Source organism: Streptomyces sp. NPDC096040 (assembly GCF_040303265.1).
Lineage (GTDB): Bacteria > Actinomycetota > Actinomycetes > Streptomycetales > Streptomycetaceae > Streptomyces.
This window is the reverse complement of sequence record NZ_JBEOTA010000068.1, coordinates 1-16235: the sequence shown is the minus strand read 5'-3', so window position 1 is coordinate 16235 and position 16235 is coordinate 1. Positions and strand designations below refer to the sequence as shown.

At 69.6% G+C, this 16235-nt stretch carries 13 protein-coding genes, 1 rRNA gene, 1 pseudogene and 1 riboswitch; of the genes and pseudogenes, 3 read left to right on the top strand and 12 right to left on the bottom strand.

Annotated features, from left to right (window positions below; translation table 11 throughout):
- The first annotated feature begins 22 nt into the window (after nucleotides 1-22).
- Both modB and ABTY98_RS41380 read left to right on the top strand, forming a co-directional pair.
- Complete coding sequence (gene modB / locus ABTY98_RS41385; protein ID WP_502994496.1) at nucleotides 23-859, top strand: molybdate ABC transporter permease subunit; 837 nt, start codon at nucleotides 23-25, stop codon at nucleotides 857-859.
- Nucleotides 856-2058 carry an ABC transporter ATP-binding protein gene (locus ABTY98_RS41380; RefSeq protein WP_352226337.1) on the top strand — a complete coding sequence of 401 codons (1203 nt, stop codon included), beginning with the start codon at nucleotides 856-858 and terminating at the stop codon, nucleotides 2056-2058. The genes modB and ABTY98_RS41380 overlap by 4 nt, the downstream gene beginning before the upstream one ends.
- A gap of 66 nt (nucleotides 2059-2124) precedes the next feature.
- On the opposite strand, the gene gcvP is transcribed toward ABTY98_RS41380, so the two are convergent.
- Complete coding sequence (gcvP, locus tag ABTY98_RS41375; protein WP_352226336.1) at nucleotides 2125-5010, bottom strand: aminomethyl-transferring glycine dehydrogenase; 2886 nt, start codon at nucleotides 5008-5010, stop codon at nucleotides 2125-2127.
- A 174-nt stretch (nucleotides 5011-5184) separates the two neighbouring features.
- Nucleotides 5185-5279: riboswitch (glycine riboswitch) on the bottom strand.
- A gap of 114 nt (nucleotides 5280-5393) precedes the next feature.
- On the opposite strand from gcvP, the gene ABTY98_RS41370 reads away from it, so the two are divergent.
- On the top strand, nucleotides 5394-5774 hold the full coding sequence (locus ABTY98_RS41370) for a PRC-barrel domain-containing protein (RefSeq protein ID WP_352226335.1): 381 nt from the start codon (nucleotides 5394-5396) through the stop codon (nucleotides 5772-5774).
- Here the strand turns inward: ABTY98_RS41370 and ABTY98_RS41365 are convergent.
- From ABTY98_RS41365 to rrf, 11 genes and pseudogenes are all read right to left on the bottom strand, one after another.
- Nucleotides 5687-7238, bottom strand: a pseudogene (locus ABTY98_RS41365) (DNA polymerase IV). The gene ABTY98_RS41370 and the pseudogene ABTY98_RS41365 overlap by 88 nt on opposite strands.
- Nucleotides 7239-7338: 100 nt before the next feature.
- The gene (locus ABTY98_RS41360) at nucleotides 7339-7983 is read right to left on the bottom strand and encodes a MerR family transcriptional regulator (RefSeq protein WP_352226333.1); all 645 of its coding nucleotides are present in this window, start codon (nucleotides 7981-7983) and stop codon (nucleotides 7339-7341) included.
- A gap of 269 nt (nucleotides 7984-8252) precedes the next feature.
- Nucleotides 8253-8726 (bottom strand): bifunctional nuclease family protein, encoded by a 474-nt coding sequence (locus ABTY98_RS41355; RefSeq protein WP_026253112.1) that lies wholly within the window; start codon nucleotides 8724-8726, stop codon nucleotides 8253-8255.
- Nucleotides 8727-8817: 91 nt separating this feature from the next.
- Nucleotides 8818-9555, bottom strand: coding sequence for a transcriptional regulator FtsR (gene ftsR, locus ABTY98_RS41350; RefSeq protein WP_352226332.1), 738 nt, complete (start codon nucleotides 9553-9555; stop codon nucleotides 8818-8820).
- A 41-nt stretch (nucleotides 9556-9596) separates the two neighbouring features.
- Nucleotides 9597-10427, bottom strand: a complete 831-nt coding sequence (locus ABTY98_RS41345; protein WP_352226331.1) for a zinc-ribbon and FHA domain-containing protein — start codon at nucleotides 10425-10427, stop codon at nucleotides 9597-9599.
- A 190-nt stretch (nucleotides 10428-10617) separates the two neighbouring features.
- A complete protein-coding gene (locus tag ABTY98_RS41340) occupies nucleotides 10618-11454 on the bottom strand; it encodes a DUF881 domain-containing protein (protein WP_352226330.1) in 837 nt (278 codons plus the stop codon).
- Nucleotides 11455-11459: 5 nt separating this feature from the next.
- A complete protein-coding gene (locus ABTY98_RS41335; RefSeq protein WP_132887715.1) occupies nucleotides 11460-11792 on the bottom strand; it encodes a small basic family protein in 333 nt (110 codons plus the stop codon).
- The gene (locus ABTY98_RS41330) at nucleotides 11789-12700 is read right to left on the bottom strand and encodes a DUF881 domain-containing protein (RefSeq protein ID WP_352226328.1); all 912 of its coding nucleotides are present in this window, start codon (nucleotides 12698-12700) and stop codon (nucleotides 11789-11791) included. Before ABTY98_RS41330 ends, ABTY98_RS41335 begins: the two co-directional genes overlap by 4 nt.
- Nucleotides 12701-12807: 107 nt before the next feature.
- Nucleotides 12808-15303 carry a sugar phosphate nucleotidyltransferase gene (locus tag ABTY98_RS41325; RefSeq protein ID WP_352226327.1) on the bottom strand — a complete coding sequence of 832 codons (2496 nt, stop codon included), beginning with the start codon at nucleotides 15301-15303 and terminating at the stop codon, nucleotides 12808-12810.
- 116 nt (nucleotides 15304-15419) lie between these two features.
- On the bottom strand, nucleotides 15420-16028 hold the full coding sequence (gene clsA, locus ABTY98_RS41320) for a cardiolipin synthase ClsA (protein ID WP_351712455.1): 609 nt from the start codon (nucleotides 16026-16028) through the stop codon (nucleotides 15420-15422).
- A 112-nt stretch (nucleotides 16029-16140) separates the two neighbouring features.
- A 5S ribosomal RNA gene (rrf, locus tag ABTY98_RS41315) occupies nucleotides 16141-16235 on the bottom strand; the annotation flags it as partial.

Below are 16235 nucleotides of genomic sequence, written 5' to 3'. Positions count from 1 at the left end.
TGTGGCCGAGCGCGATCGAGCCGTGCGCGGTGGCGCGGAACGTCGGCTGGGCGTTTTCCCGTTCCGGCTCCGGCGCGTCCGGCCGGCGGTCCCGCTACCGCTCCTCCTCCCCGGAGCGGTAGCGCTGGCCTTCCTCCTCCTGCCCCTGCTCGCCCTGCTCCTGCGCGCCCCCTGGACCAGCCTCCCGTCGCTGCTGACCAGCACGGAGGTGTGGCAGGCCCTTCAGCTCTCCCTGCTCAGCGCGACCGCGGCGACGGCCGTGAGCCTGGTCCTGGGGGTCCCCCTGGCCTGGCTACTGGCCCGCACGGAGTTCCCCGGCCGAGGCTTCGTACGAGCCCTGGTGACTCTCCCCCTGGTCCTCCCCCCGGTGGTCGGCGGTGTGGCCCTGCTCCTCGCCCTGGGCCGTAACGGGGTCGTCGGCCAGTGGCTGGATGACTGGTTCGGGATCACGCTCCCGTTCACGACGACCGCCGTGGTGATCGCCGAGTCCTTCGTGGCCATGCCCTTCCTGGTGATCAGCGTCGAGGGCACCCTGCGCGCCGCCGACCCGCGCTACGAGGAGGCGGCGACGACCCTGGGCGCCTCCCGCTTCACGGCGTTCCGCAGGGTCACGCTCCCCCTCATCGCCCCCGGCATCGCGGCCGGCTCGGTCCTGGCCTGGGCCCGCGCGCTCGGCGAGTTCGGCGCGACGATCACTTTCGCGGGCAACTTCCCGGGCCGCACCCAGACCATGCCGCTCGCCGTCTACCTGGCCCTCCAGAACGACCCCGACGCGGCGATCGCCCTCAGCCTGGTGCTGCTGGCGGTGTCGATCGCGGTGCTGGCAGGCCTCCGCGACCGCTGGATGACACCCTCATGACCAAGCCCGAGCCCACACAACCACCCCACGCCCCAGCCGCAGCCGACGCCCGGCCCCCGCTGGGGCCACCCGCACCTGACACTGATGTCCGCACGGGTGGTGCGGGTGGTGATCACAACGCGGCCGAAGGCCGGGTACCCCCCACCCACCCGCGGACCACCGACGGCCTCGATGCCCACCTCGTCGTCACCCGCCCCGCCTTCCACCTCGACATCACCCTCACCGCCGCCCCCGGCGAGGTCGTCGCCCTCCTCGGCCCCAACGGCGCCGGCAAAACGACCGCCCTCCGCGCCCTCGCCGGCCTCACCCCCCTCACCGCCGGCCACCTCCACCTGGACGGCACGGAGTTGGACCGTACGCCCCCCGAATCCCGCCCGGTGGGCGTCGTCTTCCAGGACTACCTCCTCTTCCCTCACCTCACGGCCCTCGACAACGTCGCCTTCGGCCCCCGCTGCCAAGGCGCGACAAAGGCCGAGGCCCGCGCCCAGGCAGCCGCGTGGCTGGACCGCATGGGTCTCGCGGAGCACACCGGCGCCAAGCCCCGCCGCCTCTCCGGCGGCCAGGCCCAGCGCGTCGCACTGGCCCGAGCCCTGGCCACCCACCCCCGCCTGCTGCTCCTGGACGAACCCCTCGCCGCCCTCGACGCCCGCACCCGTCTGGACGTACGCTCCCAACTCCGCCGTCATCTGACCGATTTCGACGCCGTCGCGGTACTGGTCACCCACGACCCGCTGGACGCCATGGTGCTGGCCGACCGCCTGATCGTCATCGAGCAGGGCAGGATCGTCCAGGAGGGCACCCCCGCCGACATCGCCCGCCACCCGCGCACCGACTACATCGCGCACCTGGTCGGCCTCAACCTCTACCGCGGCCGGGCCGAGGGCCACCTGGTCAGGCTGGACACCGGCCCCGCCGTCGCCACCACGGAGGACCTCGCCGGTGACGTGTTCGTCGCGTTCCCGCCGAGCGCCGTCACCCTCTTCCGGGACCGCCCCACCGGCGCCAGCGCCCGCAACCTCTGGCACTGCGAGGTCGTCGGCCTGGAGATCCACGGCGACCAGATCCGCGCCGACCTGACCGGCGAACTCCCCCTCGCCGCCGACCTCACCACGGTCGCCGCCGCTGAACTGGACCTGCACCCCGGCGCCACGGTCTGGGCGACGGTGAAGGCGGCACAGACCCACGCGTACCCGGCGTAGAACCGCACAGAACCACACACGAGAGGCCCCGCCGAAGCGGGGCCTCTGCCGTACCCGTACCGCGGATCAGTCCTCGTACGCGTCCAGCGGCGGGCAGGAGCACACCAGGTTCCGGTCACCGAAGGCCTGGTCGATCCGGCGCACCGGCGGCCAGTACTTGTCGGCGGCGGACACCCCGGCCGGGAAGACGGCCTCTTCACGGGTGTACGCGTGCTCCCACTCCCCACCGAGCGCGGCGGCCGTGTGCGGGGCACCGCGCAGCGGGTTGTCGTCGGCGGGCCACTCCCCCGCCCCGACCTTGTCGATCTCCGCCCGGATGGCGATCATCGCCTCGCAGAAACGGTCCAGCTCACCGAGGTCCTCGGACTCGGTCGGCTCGATCATCAGCGTCCCGGCCACCGGGAAGGACATCGTCGGCGCGTGGAACCCGTAGTCGATGAGCCGCTTGGCGACATCGTCGACGCTCACCCCGGTCGCCTTGGTCAGCGGCCGCAGATCGATGATGCACTCGTGCGCGACCAGCCCGCCGGGCCCGGTGTAGAGCACGGGATAGTGCGGCTCCAGCCGCTTGGCGATGTAGTTGGCGCTGAGCACGGCCACCTGCGTGGCGCGCTTCAGCCCCTCGCCGCCCATGAGCCGGACGTACGCCCACGAGATCGGCAGGATCCCCGCGGAGCCCCACGGCGCGGCCGAGATCGGTCCGACACCGGTCTGCGGCCCGGCGGCCGGCTGGAGCGGGTGGTTCGGCAGGTACGGCGCCAGGTGGGCCCGTACGGCCACCGGACCGACGCCCGGCCCACCGCCGCCGTGCGGGATGCAGAAGGTCTTGTGCAGGTTGAGGTGGGAGACGTCGCCGCCGAAGTGCCCCGGCTTGGCGACCCCGACCAGGGCGTTGAGGTTGGCCCCGTCGACGTACACCTGGCCGCCGGCCTCGTGCACCTGACCGCAGATGTCCGCGACATGCTCCTCGAACACGCCGTGCGTGGACGGGTATGTGATCATCAGCACGGCGAGCTGGTCGCGGTGCTGCTCGATCTTCGCCCGCAGGTCCTCGACATCGATCTCGCCGTCCTCGGCGGTCTTCACGACGACGACCTTCATCCCGGCCATGACGGCGCTGGCGGCGTTGGTGCCGTGCGCGGAGGAAGGGATCAGGCAGACGGTCCGCTGCGCGTCGCCGTTGGCACGGTGGTAGGCGCGTACGGCGAGCAGCCCGGCCAGCTCACCCTGTGACCCGGCATTGGGCTGGAGCGACACCTTGTCGTAGCCGGTGACCTCGGCGAGCCGCTCCTCCAGCTCACGGATGAGCGTCAGATAGCCCTGCGCCTGCTCGGCGGGCGCGAAGGGGTGCAGCTGGCCGAACTCGGGCCAGGTGACCGGCTCCATCTCGGTCGTCGCGTTGAGCTTCATGGTGCAGGAGCCCAGCGGGATCATGCCCCGGTCCAGCGCGTAGTCCCGGTCGGCGAGCCAGCGCAGGTAGCGCAGCATGGCGGTCTCGGAACGGTGCTCGTGGAAGACGGGGTGGCCCAGGTAGCCGTCGCCGCGCAGCAGCGCCTCGGGCAGCGTGTCCTCGGCGACCACGTCCAGCGTCTCGACGTCGCCCTCGACGCCGAACGCCGTCCATACGGCGCCCAGCTGGGCCCGCGTGGTGGTCTCGTCGCAGGCCATGGAGACGTGGTCCGCGTCCACGAGCCGCAGGTTGACACCGCTCTGCCGGGCGGCGGCGACGACCTCGGCGGCCTTGCCGGGCACGCGCGCGGTGAGGGTGTCGAAGTAGGCGCCGTGCACGACCTCGACCCCGCCGGCCCTGAGCCCCGCGGCCAGGATCGTGGCGTAGCGGTGGGTTCGCCGGGCGATGGCCCGCAGCCCCTCGGGCCCGTGGTAGACGGCGTACATGCCGGCCATCACGGCGAGCAGCACCTGCGCGGTGCAGATGTTGCTGGTGGCCTTCTCACGGCGGATGTGCTGTTCGCGCGTCTGCAGCGCGAGCCGGTAGGCCTTGTGCCCGTCGGCGTCCACGGACACGCCCACGAGCCGCCCGGGCAGGCTGCGCGCGAACTTCTCCCGCACCGCCATGTAGCCCGCGTGCGGCCCGCCGAAGCCCATCGGCACACCGAACCGCTGGGTCGTACCGACGGCGATGTCGGCGCCCAGCTCACCCGGCGAGGTCAGCAGCGTCAGCGCCAGCAGATCGGCGGCGACGGTGACGAGCGCGCCCAGCCCGTGCGCCTGCTCGACGAGCGGCTTGATGTCGCGTACGGCACCGGAAGCACCGGGGTACTGGACGAGCACCCCGTTGATCTCACGCGAGGCGAGGTCCGCCGGAATCCCGTCGCTCAGGTCCGCGACGACGACCTCGACCCCCGTCGGTTCGGCCCGCGTCCGGATCACGGCCACGGTCTGCGGCAGCGCGTCCGCGTCGATGACGAAGACGCCCTTCTTGTTCTTGCCCATGCGCAGCGACAGAGCCATGGCCTCGGCGGCGGCCGTGCCCTCGTCGAGCAGCGAGGCACCGGAGGTGGGCAGTCCGGTGAGGTCGGCGACCATGGTCTGGAAGTTCAGCAGCGCTTCCAGCCGGCCCTGGGAGATCTCCGGCTGATACGGGGTGTAAGCCGTGTACCAGGCGGGGTTCTCCATCACGTTGCGCAGGATGACGGGCGGCGTGAAGGTGCCGTAGTAGCCGAGCCCGATCATCGAGTCGAGCACCTGGTTCCGGTCCGCCAGCGACCGCAGTTCGGCCAGCACCTCGGCCTCGGTGCGCGCACCCGGCAGTTCCAGGGTGTCGGCGTTCTTGATCACGTCCGGCACCGCGGCGGCGGTCAGCTCGTCGAGCGAGCCGTACCCGACCTGGGCGAGCATCTTGGCCCGGGCCTCGTGATCGGGCCCGATATGGCGCTGCTCGAACGGGATTCCCTGTTCAAGCTCGGAAAGCGGAACACGCTGGGCGGTCATTGCGGAGGCCTCCTGGTCTGACGCGACCTTCGAGGGGTACCCAGGCGCGGGCACCCCGACGGCCTCCCCCTCTGTCATCTCAACCTGAGAGCTTCGCCGGACGCCCAGGGGATCCGGCTTTCACCGTCGGTGAGAGCGGACGCCGTCGACGCCCGCCCTGCTTTCCAGAGTGACCTCGTCCGTGCGGTACGTGAGCCTGAGAGATTCCGGGGAGGATTTGCTCCTTCGGCGCCTCCGGTCTGCCCGGAGGACTCTCCCGCACGGGGTCAGCAGCCGCTTGCCAGCCTACCAGCGAGGGCAACGCACGGGCCTTCGAGTGGCCGCCTCCTTCAATGTGCTCTTTCGTAGTGCTTACGGATGAGTTGCGACCAAGTGGAGGGCCCGTGCAGACCGACATCGATCCGCGCAACCTGATCGGCCGCAAGGCGTTCGACCGCAACGGCACGAAGATCGGCACGATCGACGAGGTCTACCTCGACGACGCGACCGGTGTGCCGGAGTGGGCGGCCATACGCACCGGCCTGTTCTCCCGGGACGCCTTCGTGCCCCTGGAGCCCAGCGAGCTGGTCGAGGGCACCCTCCAGGTCCCCTTCGACCGCGCCCTGATCAAAGATGCCCCCGACTTCGGCGTGGGCCGCCACCTGTCCCCGGAGCAGGAACTTCAGCTCTACCACCACTACGGCCTGGACATGACCGCCCCGCCCCCAGACCACCCGGACCACGACTTCGGCAAACTGGCGGGAACCGAGGACGCGGGCGCGTAGACCGGCGGGCGCGCCTCTCCAGCCGCGGGCAGTCGTGCCGCTGGGGCTGCACGGGTGGGCGCGGGCGGCATCCTGCGAGCGCCGGTGCGCGACCCCACCCCCGGGTCACGCACCAACCCCGTCCACTGGAATCCCCGGCACCAACGGCAACGGATCCACCGGCTCCAGCTCAGGATCCTCCACCCGGAACGTCCGCACCCGCCCCGGCTCCACCGACCCCGGCGTCTCGAACCGAACCGTCACCCTCCCCAGCCCACTCCCCTGCACCCACCCGTGTCCGTACTCGGCATGCCGGACGTCGTGCCCCGAAGGCCATCTCCGCTCTACGACCACCTCCTGCTCGGCGACCGGCTCGGCCGCGTCCTCCTCCGCCAGGACCTCCGCCGCCTCCCCCGCCGCCTGCGCGAACAGATCCTCCTGTGTGTAGTCGGCCAGCCCCGTCACCCCCACCCCCAGCAACCGCACACCCCCCGTCGTGTCCACCGAGTCCAGCAGCCGCGCGGCCGCCTCCCGCACCACCGCCGGATCGTCGGTCGGCCCCCTGAGCGTCTCCGACCGGGTGAGCGTCGAGAAGTCGTACCGCCGTACCTTCAGCACGATGGTCCGCCCCGACAGCCCGGCCCCCCGGAGCCTGCGCACACACCGGTCGGCCAGCCGCTGCACCTCCATCCCCACCCGCAGCCGGTCATGGATGTCCACGTCGTACGTGTCCTCGACGGATACCGACTTGGCCTCCCGCTCGGCGACCACCGGCCGTTCGTCGTGCGCCAGTGCCATCGCGTGCAGCGCATGCCCATGGGCCTTGCCCAGCAGCCGTACCAGCTCGTCCTCCCCCGCCTCGGCGATCTCGTCGACCGTGGTGATCCCGGCCCGCCGCAGATGGTCCCCCGTCGCCGGCCCCACGCCCGGCAGGGTCCGCACCGACATCGGCCCGAGCATCGCCCGCTCCGTGCCCGGCTCGATCAGCACCAGCCCGTCCGGCTTGGCCTGCTCGGAGGCGATCTTCGCGAGCATCTTGGAGGCGGCGAGCCCGACCGACCCGGAGAGCCCCGTGGCCGCCCGTATGTCCGCGCGCAGCTTCTCCCCCACCAGCCGCGCCGACACCGCGTCCCAGGCCACCTCACCCGCCTCCAGGTCGACGAACGCCTCGTCCAGGCTCAGCGGCTCCACCAGCGGCGACAGCTCGTGCAGCAGCGCCATCACCTGCTCGCTGATCGACCGGTACAACCCGAAGCGCGGCACGAGATACGCGGCGTTCGGCGCCAGCCTGCGCGCCTGTGCCATCGGCATCGCGGAGTGCACCCCGAACACCCGTGCCTCGTACGAGGCGGTGGCCACCACCCCGCGCGGTCCGAGCCCACCCACGACCACGGCCTTCCCGCGCAGGCTCGGCTTGGATGCCTGTTCCACCGAGGCGTAGAAGGCATCCATGTCGAGATGCAGGATCGTGGGCGCGTTTCTCACATCTCCGATGCTGCACCACGCCACTGACAATGCCTCGGCATGGTTCCGTGCCGGGGCACCACAAAAGGCTCAAGGGGCTGAAGGGGTGCGGTCCGGGGCGTCAGACCGCCCGGTTGCGACGCCGCGCCAGCTCGTCGGCGGGGTTGGGCCCGACCAGGGTCTCGCCGGTGTCGACACGCTCGCCGTGCAGCTGGGAGAGCGCGCTCTCCACGTCCCGCCAGACCACGCCGACCGCGATCCCGAAGATGCCCTGGCCGCCCTGGAGCAGGGCGTGGACCTCGTCGGGCGAGGTGCACTCGTAGACCGTGGCGCCGTCGCTCATGAGGGTCATGCGCTCCAGGTCGCAGAAACCGCGTTCTCTGAGATGTTGCACGGCGGTGCGGATGTTCTGAAGGGACACCCCGGTGTCCAGGAACCGCTTGACGATCTTCAGAACGACGACGTCCCGGAAGCTGTACAGGCGCTGGGTGCCCGACCCGTAGGCGGGCCGCACGCTGGGCTCGACCAGGCCGGTGCGGGCCCAGTAGTCGAGTTGCCGGTAGGTGATGCCGGCCGCCGCACAGGCCGTGGGCCCCCGGTAGCCGATCTCCTCGGTCGTCATGGACGCCGCCCCTCCGCCGCTCGGCACTGCCGTCGGCCGCTGCGGAGCGTGACCGGCAGTGCTGCCGTGAAGCGAGTACGGACCGCTCTCCCCGAGACGGCGTCCCGGGGCACCCCCAGCCGTACCGTCGCCGCTGCTTCTCACGCCGACCTCCGTCCTTGACCTGCCTTCTCGACGGTAGGCAGTCACCAGGGGTGCGTCAACGATCGCCACACTCGGCACGCCGAGTGATAATCACCCCAAGAGTGGTTTCCCGTGCCCCACCGCGGGGAAAGGCTAGCCGAATGCTCTGGCGGTAAAGCGTAGGACGCTCTCAGTGGCCGCTGGCAATTGCCCATGAGTTTCGGCTGTGACCAGCCGTGAACCGGCCCGTCACCGACCTCTTGTGGTGGGCGACGGGCCGCTCCCGTCTGTCACTGGCTGCTGGTGCCGAAGTCCTCGGGCGAGATCTGGTCGAGGAACTCGCGGAACTTCTCCACCTCGTCCTCCTGCTCGTCGGGGATCGCGATGCCCGCGTCGTCCAGCACCGTGTCGCTCCCGTAGATCGGCGTTCCGGTGCGCAGCGCCAGCGCTATGGCGTCGGACGGACGGGCGCTCACCTCGACACCGCTGGCGAAGACCAGCTCCGCGTAGAAGACGCCCTCACGGAGGTCCGTGATGCGTACTTCGGTGAGCTCCTGACCGACGGCCTCCAGCACGTCCTTGAACAGGTCGTGGGTCAGCGGTCGCGCGGGGGCCATGCCCTGCTGGGCGAAGGCGATCGCCGTCGCCTCCCCCGGCCCGATCCAGATGGGGAGGTAACGGTCGCCTCCCACTTCGCGCAGGAGCACGATCGGTTGGTTGGAGGGCATTTCCACCCGGACACCTACGACATCGAGCTCGTTCACACAGCAACCCTAGGCCGTGCCCGGGACGTTTGGGTAGTCGGGCCCGGAACGCGCGCCCGATCCGGCCTCCGCCCGGGTCCTGTCACGATGGTCACGGCAGCCGCACCCCAAGCGCGGTCTGCACCAGTGCGGCGTGCAGCTTCACCGTGAGCGCCGCCAGTTCCTTCGTACGGGCCTCCGCATGGGCCCTGGTCTGCGGATTGCGGTGCCGCTTGAGCGGGGCCACCACCTGGTCCACCAGGCCCGCCTCACGGTCGGCGGCGGCCTTCATCACCCGCAGATGGCGCGGCTCGATCCCGAACCGGCCCAGCTCGGTCACCAGCGCGGCCACGGTGACCGCCTCGGCGTCGTACACGCCGTCCTCCAGGGGAGCGAGCAGCCCGTACGACTCCCACTCCGCCAGGCAGTTCTCGTCGATCTCGGCGGCCGCGAGCAGCTCGTCCCGCCCGATCCGCGCCACCGAGGGCGCCTCGGGAACCATCGGCACCGCTTCACCGTCCCGCTGCCGCCCCAGCGCGGGCAGCTGTACGGCCTCGCCGCGCTCCATGGCCTCCAGGTACTCCCGGATGACCTTCAGCGGCAGATAGTGGTCCCGCTGCATCCTCAGGACGTGTCCGAGACGCTCCACGTCCGCGGCGCTGAACTTGCGGTACCCGGACGGGGTCCGGCGCGGCTCGATCAGCCCTTCCGACTCCAGGAAGCGGATCTTGGAGACGGTGACTTCGGGGAACTCGTCGCGCAGCACGTTCAGCACCGTGCCGATGCTCATCAGCCCGGTTTCCGTGGCGGCGGTGCCGTGCCCGGTACCGCCGCTCGGTTTGTGCAGCATGGACCTTCTTCCCTGGGCTCCCCCGGACGAGGTCCGGGGGGTCAGATGCCCTGCCGGCTCGCGTAGAAGACCAGCCGGTACTTACCGATCTGGACCTCGTCACCGTTCGACAGAGCGACCTGGTCGATGCGCTCCCGGTTGACGTACGTGCCGTTGAGGCTGCCCACGTCGGCCACCGTGAACGAGCCGTCCGGCTGGCGGCGGAACTCCACATGGCGGCGCGAGACCGTCACGTCGTCCAGGAAGATGTCGCTCTGCGGATGACGGCCGGCCGTGGTCAGGTCGCTGTCCAGCAGGAAGCGGCTGCCCGAGTTCGGTCCGCGGCGCACGACGAGCAGCGCGGAACCGAGCGGCAGCGCGTCGACGGCCGCCTGTGCCTCGGGCGAGAGCGCCGGCGCCTGGGTCTGGCCGGTGACCTCGGCGTCGTAGGCCTCGAGACCGGAGATCGAGATCGTGGACGTCGTCTCCGACGCACGCTCGGGGACGGCGCCCGCGCGCAGCGGAGCACCGCAGTTGGAACAGAAGCGGGCGTTCTCCGCGTTGCGGTTACCGCACCTCGTACAAACCAGGGCCGACATGGACGGATCCTCCTGCCGCGGCTGCCCCGCCGGGGCGTTTGACGCGTACGGGTCGGAGGTAAACCCTCCACCCGCACCTGAGGTTGACGGTTGCCCGAAACCTATGCCGCCGGACTGCGACGGGTCAACTGACCGCGCGCCCTGACCTCCCGAAATGTCACCCCCCGGACCAGCCACCTGGTCCCGGAACAGCGGGCGCTGACCGTCCGCGTCAGGCTGTGCGCGATGGCGAGCGGTCGCGTTGTCGCTGCCCTCTCGCGCGCTCTTGCCGAACAACTTCGAAAACAACTTCACGGGCGATTCCCCTTGACCGAAACAGACCCGCCCGTGGGGCAGGACGAACCCTGACTGAATAGACCGGCCGACCCGGACAACCTCACAACGTCCGTATCCACCAAACAGTTTCCACCACGCACCGGCTCCCCGGTGCGCCGACCCCCCGCATCCTCATGCCCCCGCCGGACGTCCCGCATGCACCGCCGGTTCACTGTGAGGACGACCGAGCGTAGTCAGGCTGCTTCGCCGGCCGCAAGGCATCCACGACGATCTTGGTCGACCGCTCGACGGTCACAGTCGCCTGCTCCTTCTCGAGGGTCTGCACCACACCTCCGGGGATGTTGAGGGCCGGTTCGAGGTCCTGCGGCTTGCCGATCACCTTGAAAACGTAGGGTTGGGTGATCTTGTTCCCGTCGACGCTCACGCTCTTCCCGGAGTCGGTGAGATAGGTGCCGGCGACCACCCGCACCCCGTTGACCTGGATCGCCTCCGCGCCGGCCGCGCGCAACTCCTGGATCGCGTCGAGCAGCATGTCCGCCTGTACCGTCCCCTTCGGGTCGTCGACCGTCATCGTGATGCCAGGACCCTGCGCCGCCACGGTGCCCGCCAGAATGCCGAGTTGCCTCTCCTTCTCGACCGTCTGCTTGCGTGCCTCCGCCGCCTGGTCGGAGCTGCTCTGCAACTCCTGGCGCTGTTTTTCGAGTCCTGTCTTCTCGTCCTCAAGACGCTGAGTACGGTCGTCCAGTTCATCGAGGATGCGAACAAGATCCTCCTGGCGGGCCCCGCGCAACGCGCTGTCACTGTCGCTGTTCGACGCCACCTGCACGGCGAGGCCGAATCCGAGCCCGAACAGCAGCACGGCGACGATCAGTTGGGCCCGGCTGACCCGCGGCGGCCACAGCCCCTGGACCAGCCGCTGCCTTCCGGTCGGCCCGGCGTCCGGCTTCGGCTCGGCGGCGGACCCGGTCTCCGTCGCCGCGGCCGGCATCTCGGCGGGCAATTCCTTGCGGAGCCGGTGCTCCGGCCGTTTCTCGTGCTCGCTCATGCCGCTCACGCCCGGAAGACATGCCGTCGGATCGCCGCGGCGTTGGAGAAGATACGGATACCGAGGACCACGACGACACCCGTGGACAGCTGCGAGCCCACGCCCAACTTGTCGCCCAGGAACACGATCAGCGCGGCCACCACCACGTTGGACAGGAACGACACCACGAAGACCTTGTCGTCGAAGATCCCGTCGAGCATGGCCCGCAGCCCGCCGAAGACGGCGTCGAGCGCCGCGACGACGGCGATCGGCAGATACGGCTCGACGACCGCCGGAACCTCAGGACGGACCAACAGTCCGGCCACGATGCCCACGACGAGGCCAAGTACGGCGATCACGATGTGCCCTTCTCAGTCTTCTCGGTGTACGGCTCAGCCGTACGTACGATCACGCTGGGTGCGGCGGGCAGCCGGACGTCACTCTCCGTGGAGATCGTCGCCCGGATGTCGAAGTTCTCCTCCAGGGCATGCAGATACAGCCCGTCCGGGCTGTCCTGGAACCTGGAGCCGAGCCTCTCCCCGTCCCCCACCGCCAGCACCGTGTACGGCGGTACCAGCGGCCTGTTGTCGACCAGTATCGCGTCTCCCGCGGCCCTGATCGCGGACAGGGCCGTCAGCCGCTGCCCGTTGATGGAGATCGCCTCCGCACCCGAGGCCCACAGCCCGTTCACGACGCGCTGCATGTCGTGGTCACGCACCCGGCCGGTGTCGGAGAACCCGGAGGTCTCCCGCGGGTTGCTGCCGTCGCCGCCCGAGGAGGCCTCCTTGGCGTCGTTCACGACCAGCTTCACGCCGGGACCGTGCACCGCCGTGGCTCCCGACAGGATGCCCACCAGGTCGGCCTGCCCGCTGCCGCCGCTCTCCTTCAGCGCCGCGCGCTGGCGGGCGCTGACGTCGTCACGCAGTTTGTCGACATTGGTCTCCAGCTTGTCGGCGGCCGCCGTCTCACGGTCGATACGGTCGATGAGTTCCTGGCGCTCCTTGGCCACGACAGGGGCCGTCACGCGCGCCTGGGCCGCTCCCACGGTCACCACGAGGGCCGCGAGCACCAGGCCGCCGGCGAGGCCCAGCCTGGCCCGGAGGGTCTTCGGCATGCCGCCGCCCTCGCCCTGGGCCCGCTTACGGGCCGCTGCCTCGGCGTACCCGTCGTCGAGGCTGTGATCCATGACGTTGGTGATCAACGACATGGAGGCGTCCGGGCGGTGCGGCCGGGTGGCGCTGCTCCGAACGGGGGGTTGCTGCGGCATGCCGCACATCGTCGCACGTTGCGACCGGTACCTCCGAATGGCCCCACCGGCGTGCCGGACTGGCCCCCTCGGGGGACACTTGTCCGGCACGCGCGCGTGCGGCGGATCTACCGTCCGGCGCTGTCCACGATCGCCGCCCATTCGTCCAACAACGCCTGTGCGGAGGCGTCGTCGGGCCCTTCGGCCCACAGATGGGTGACCGCCTCGGCCGGGTCGGGCAACACCATCACCCAGCGCCCGTCGGTCTCCACGACCCGCACACCGTCGGTCGTGTCCACGAAACGATCACCGGCCGCCTCGACGACACGTCGCATGACCAGGCCCTTGACAGCCCACGGGGTCGCCAGGTCCCGCTTGAGGACATGCGCCCGCGGGATCCGGGCGTCGATCTGGCTGAGCGTGAGCTGGGTCCGCGCCACCAGGCCGATCAGGCGTACGAAGGCGGCCGTACCGTCGTACACGCTGCTGAACTCGGGGACGATGAATCCGCCCTTGCCGTCACCACCGAAGATGGTGCCTTCCTCGCGCCCCACGCGCGTGAGGTCGTCGGGCGAGGTGGTCGTCCACTCGACCTGGGTGCCGTGGTAGGCGGCCACCTGCTCGGCGATCCGGGTCGTGGTGACCGGAAGCGCCACACGGCCGCTGCGTCGCTCGGCGGCGACCAGATCGAGCATCACCAGCAGCGCCCGGTCGTCCTCGATGATGCGGCCCTTCTCGTCCACCAGGGACAGCCGCTCACCCACCGGGTCGAACCGCACGCCGAACGCGGCCCCGGAGGACGCCACGATCTCGCCGAGACGCACCAGCCCCGCCCGCCGCTGATCCGCCGTCTCCGTCGGCCTGGCCTCGTTGAGACCGGGGTTGACGGTCAGCGAGTCCACGCCGAGCTTCCCGAGCAGGCTGGGCAGAACGAGCCCGGCGCTGCCGTTGGAGGCGTCCACCACGACCTTCAGGCCGGCCTCGGCTATCCCGGTCGTGTCGACGTTCCGCAGCAGCGAACCCGTGTACGAGTCGAAGACACTGGCCGGGAAGTACAGGTCGCCGATCTCACCCGGGAACGCACGCCGGTACTCCTGCCGCGCGAAGATCCGGTCCAGCTTCCGCTGGCTGGCCTGCGAGAGGTCCGCACCCTGCCCGTCGAAGAACATGATGTCGACGGAGTCCGGCACCCCGGGCGAGGTCCGGATCATGATGCCGCCGGCACTGCCCCGCCCGGTCTGCTGCCGCGCCACCGGCAGGGGCACGTTCTCCAGGTCACGCACATCGATGGCACTGGCCTGGAGAGCGGAGATGACCGCCCGCTTGAGCGCACGGGCACCACGGGAGTGGTCACGGGCCGTGGTGACCGTGGAGCCCTTCTTCAGGGTGGTCGCATACGCGCCGGCGAGCCGTACGGCCAGTTCCGGTGTGATCTCCACGTTCAGGATTCCGGAGACACCACGGGCGCCGAAGAGATGCGCCTGCCCGCGGGACTCCCAGATCACGGAGGTGTTGACGAACGCGCCGGCCTCGATGGTCTTGAACGGATAGACCCGGACGTTGCCCTGGACGATCGATTCTTCGCCGATCAGGCACTCGTCACCGATGACCGCGCCGTCCTCGATCCGGGCGGCCCGCATGATGTCCGTGTTCTTCCCGACGACACAGCCGCGCAGATTACTGTGCTGCCCGACGTAGACGTTGTCGTGCACAACGGCCCGGTGCAGGAAGGCACCGCTCTTGACGACGACGTTGGAGCCCACGACGGTGTGTTCGCGGATTTCGGTGCCGGCCTCGACCTTGGCGTAGTCGCCGATGTACAGCGGTCCACGCAGCACGGCATCGGCGTGCACCTCGGCGCCCTCGGCCACCCATACGCCGGGCGATATCTCGAAGCCGTCGATGTCGACGTCGACCTTGCCCTCCAGGACGTCGGCCTGCGCCTTCACATACGACTCGTGGGTGCCGACGTCCTCCCAGTAGCCCTCTGCGACATAGCCGTAGATCGGCTTGCCTTCCTTCATCAATTGCGGGAAGACATCGCCGGACCAGTCGACGGGAACGTCGGCCTCGACGTAGTCGAATACCTCGGGCTCCATGACGTAGATGCCCGTGTTCACCGTGTCGGAGAAGACCTGCCCCCAGGTCGGCTTCTCAAGGAACCGCTCGACCTTCCCCTCTTCGTCGACGATGGTGATGCCGAATTCCAGCGGATTGGGCACACGGGTCAGGCAGACCGTGACGAGTGCACCCTTTGCCTTGTGGAAGTTGATCAGTTCGGTGAGGTCGAAGTCGGTCAGCGCGTCGCCGGAGATGACGAGGAAGGCATCGTCCTTCAACGCCTCTTCGGCGTTCTTGACGCTTCCGGCGGTACCGAGTGGCTTCTCCTCGTTGGCATAGGTGAGCTCCATACCGAGCTCTTCGCCGTCCCCGAAGTAGTTCTTGACGAGCGATGCCAGGAACTGCACGGTGACGACGGTCTCGGTGAGCCCATGCCTTTTGAGCAGCCGTAGCACATGCTCCATGATCGGGCGGTTCACCACCGGAAGGAGCGGCTTGGGCATGCTAGAGGTCATGGGGCGAAGGCGTGTGCCTTCACCACCGGCCATCACGACGGCCTTCATGTCGGAAGCGTCCTCCTCTAAGAGATGACGGTCTAGCCGACTTCACCCGTCAAGATTGTCCCGCACTTTTCCGCCGCGGGCCATCGAGAGCCACTACGTCCGGACAATCGCCAGGCTCAATCGGCTGTGGCGTCCGCGCGAACGAGACGACGGACCTGCACCACGTAGAGCACTCCTGCCCACCAATAGAGCGTTGTACCCCATCCGGCGAACGCCCATCCGAAAATTGCAGCGAGTGACGAGATCCAGCCGCTTCCGTCACTGAGCAGCAGGAGCGGGAAGGCGTACATCAGGTTGAACGTGGCGGCCTTGCCAAGGAAGTTCACCTGCGGAGGCGGATAGCCGTGTCGCCGGAGGATCCCCACCATCACCAGCAGCACCAGCTCGCGCAGCAGTAGTACGGCCGTCAACCAGAGCGGCAGAATCTCGCGCCAGGTGAGTCCGACCAGCGTCGACAGGATGTAGAGCCGGTCCGCGGCGGGGTCCAGCAGCCGGCCGAGGCTGCTGATCTGGTTCCAGCGCCGGGCGAGCTTGCCGTCCAGGTAGTCGCTGATGCCGCTGAAGGCGAGCACCAGCAACGCCCAGCCGTCGCTCTTGGGCCCGCCGAACTCGGGCCTGAGGATCAACCACAGGAAGACGGGTACGCCGACGAGACGCGCCATGCTGAGGATGTTCGGGATGGTGAGGACCCGATCCGTCTGGACACGGGTCTCCTGGACCTCCACCCGGGGGCCTCCTGTGATGGGAAACGAGCCAACTTTGCCCCCTGACCTTACCCCAACGCAAAAAAGCTCTGGCTCTTGGGCTTGTTGCCCAAGAGCCAGAGCTCTAAAAGGAGTTCGGCGGTGTCCTACTCTCCCACAGGGTCCCCCCTGCAGTACCATCGGCGCTGTAAGGCTTAGCTTCCGGGTTCGGAATGTAACCGGGCGTTT

Bases quoted from the DNA above. Each gene is read 5' to 3' on its own strand.
- ABTY98_RS41380 (WP_352226337.1), top strand. From the start codon at position 856: ATGACCAAGCCCGAGCCCACACAACCACCCCACGCCCCAGCCGCAGCC.
- gcvP (WP_352226336.1), bottom strand. From the start codon at position 5,010: ATGACCGCCCAGCGTGTTCCGCTTTCCGAGCTTGAACAGGGAATCCCG.
- ftsR (WP_352226332.1), bottom strand. From the start codon at position 9,555: ATGCTGCACAAACCGAGCGGCGGTACCGGGCACGGCACCGCCGCCACG.
- ABTY98_RS41340 (WP_352226330.1), bottom strand. From the start codon at position 11,454: ATGAGCGAGCACGAGAAACGGCCGGAGCACCGGCTCCGCAAGGAATTG.
- ABTY98_RS41330 (WP_352226328.1), bottom strand. From the start codon at position 12,700: ATGCCGCAGCAACCCCCCGTTCGGAGCAGCGCCACCCGGCCGCACCGC.
- ABTY98_RS41325 (WP_352226327.1), bottom strand. From the start codon at position 15,303: ATGAAGGCCGTCGTGATGGCCGGTGGTGAAGGCACACGCCTTCGCCCC.